At 71.5% G+C, this 1,986-nt stretch carries 2 protein-coding genes and 1 pseudogene; all 3 read left to right on the forward strand.

Annotation, left to right across the window (positions count from 1 at the left end; all coding sequences use genetic code 11):
- Positions 1-255 precede the first annotated feature (255 nt).
- Positions 256-1,077, forward strand: a complete 822-nt coding sequence (locus SACHA_RS0116345; protein WP_019811467.1) for a CoA transferase subunit A — start codon at positions 256-258, stop codon at positions 1,075-1,077.
- 56 nt (positions 1,078-1,133) lie between these two features.
- On the forward strand, positions 1,134-1,865 hold the full coding sequence (locus SACHA_RS0116350) for a CoA-transferase subunit beta (RefSeq protein WP_198010165.1): 732 nt from the start codon (positions 1,134-1,136) through the stop codon (positions 1,863-1,865).
- Positions 1,862-1,986: pseudogene (locus SACHA_RS24640) on the forward strand (3-oxoadipyl-CoA thiolase); the annotation flags it as partial. The gene SACHA_RS0116350 and the pseudogene SACHA_RS24640, both read left to right, overlap by 4 nt.

The following is a 1,986-nucleotide window of genomic DNA, read 5'->3' on the forward strand; positions in this document are numbered from 1 at the left end:
CGACGGCCGCGTGCAGCTCGGCGGTGGACAGTGCGCGGTCCGGCTCCGGCACCCGGACGTCGGCGACCTCCCGCAGCACCGCGAGCGCGGCCTCCGGGATCCTCCGCGCCACCACAACCCGCGGCCACACCTCGCCGCCCATGACCACCCCCACGCTCGACTGCTCCCGACGAGACCCTACCGCGCCCCGGTCGACGGGGTGTATGTTCATATGTAGAACTTGTGTGCGTTATGCGAACGATGAAGGTGGCACAGGTGGCAGAGATCGTTTCGCTCGCCGACGGTGTGGGCAGGCTCGTGCGCGACGGGGACACGGTCGCGCTGGAAGGGTTCACCCACCTCATCCCGCACGCGGCGGGCCGCGAGATCATCCGGCAGGGGCGCAGGGACCTCACGCTCGTCCGGATGACCCCGGACATCGTCTACGACCAGCTCATCGGCGCGGGGTGTGCGCGCAAGCTCGTCTTCTCCTGGGGCGGCAACCCCGGGGTCGGCTCGCTGCACCGGTTCCGCGACGCCGTGCAGAACGGCTGGCCCGCCCCGCTGGAGATCGAGGAGCACAGCCACGCGGGCATGGCCAACCGCTACGTCGCGGGGGCGTCCGGGCTGCCCTTCGGAGTGCTGCGGGGGTACTCGGGCACCGACCTGCCGGAGCACACGGACACGATCAAGCAGATCACCTGTCCGTTCACCGGCGAGCAACTCGCCGCCGTCCCGGCGCTCAACCCGGATGTGTCGATCATCCACGCCCAGCGCGCGGACCGGCGGGGCAACGTGCAGATCTGGGGGCTCGTCGGCGTGCAGAAGGAGGCGGTGCTCGCCGCGCGGCGGAGTCTGGTCACCGTCGAGGAGGTCGTCGACGACCTGGAGCCGGTTCCCGGTCAGATGATGCTGCCGAGCTGGGCGGTCACCTACGTCGCCGAGGCGCCGCACGGCGCCCACCCGTCCTATGCACAGGACTACTACGACCGGGACAACGCGTACTACACGGAATGGGATTCCATTGGGCGGAAGAGGGACTCGTTCGAGGCCTGGGTCCGCGACACCGTGTTCGGCGAGGAGGTGAGCGGGAAGTGACCACGCCACAGCAGCGGCCGCGGGCGGAGTGGACGCCGGGCCACACGTCCGACGAGATGATGTCGATCGCCGCGGCCAGGGCCCTGTCCGACGGCACGCGCTGCTTCGTCGGCATCGGACTGCCCTCCACCGCCGCCAACGTGGCACGCCGGACCCACGCGCCGGACCTGGTGCTGATCTACGAGTCCGGCACTCTCGGCTCCAAGCCGGATGTGCTGCCGTCCTCGATCGGCGACGGCATCCTCGCCGAGACGGCGGACGCCGTGATCGGCGTGCCCGAGGTGTTCAACTACTGGCTGCAGCCCGGCCGGATCGACGTCGGGTTCCTCGGCGCGGCCCAGCTCGACCGGTTCGGCAACATCAACACGACCGTGATCGGGGACGACTACGCCGACCCCGCGGTGCGGCTGCCCGGCGCGGGGGGCGCCCCGGAGATCGCCGCTTCCTGCCGCGAGGTGTTCGTCGTCGTGCGGCAGAGCAGGCGCAGCTTCGTCGAGCGGGTGGACTTCGTGACCTCCGTCGGGCACGGTCGCGGCAAGGGTGACCGCGAACGGCTGGGTCTGCGCGGCGCGGGCCCCACCCTGGTGATCACCGACCTCGGTATCTTCCGTCCCGACCCGGACACCCGCGAGCTCGTGCTCAGCCAACTGCACCCCGGGGTCGACGTCGAGCAGGTGCGCGAGGCCACCGGCTGGGACCTGACGGTGGCCGACGACCTGTCGACCACCGACGCCCCGACCGCCGCGGAGCTGTCCACCCTGCGGACCCTCAAGGAGGCCTCCTCGTGACCGACGTCTTCGTGCTCGACGCCGTCCGGACACCGTTCGGCCGCTACGGCGGTGCCCTGTCCGGCGTGCGGCCGGACGACCTCGGCGCGCACGTGCTCCGCGCCCTGGCCGACCGCGGCGG

The organism is Saccharomonospora halophila 8 (assembly GCF_000383775.1).
In the GTDB taxonomy this organism is placed as follows: Bacteria; Actinomycetota; Actinomycetes; order Mycobacteriales; family Pseudonocardiaceae; genus Saccharomonospora; species Saccharomonospora halophila.

Bases quoted from the DNA above. Each gene is read 5' to 3' on its own strand.
- SACHA_RS0116350 (WP_198010165.1), top strand. From the start codon at position 1,134: ATGATGTCGATCGCCGCGGCCAGGGCCCTGTCCGACGGCACGCGCTGC.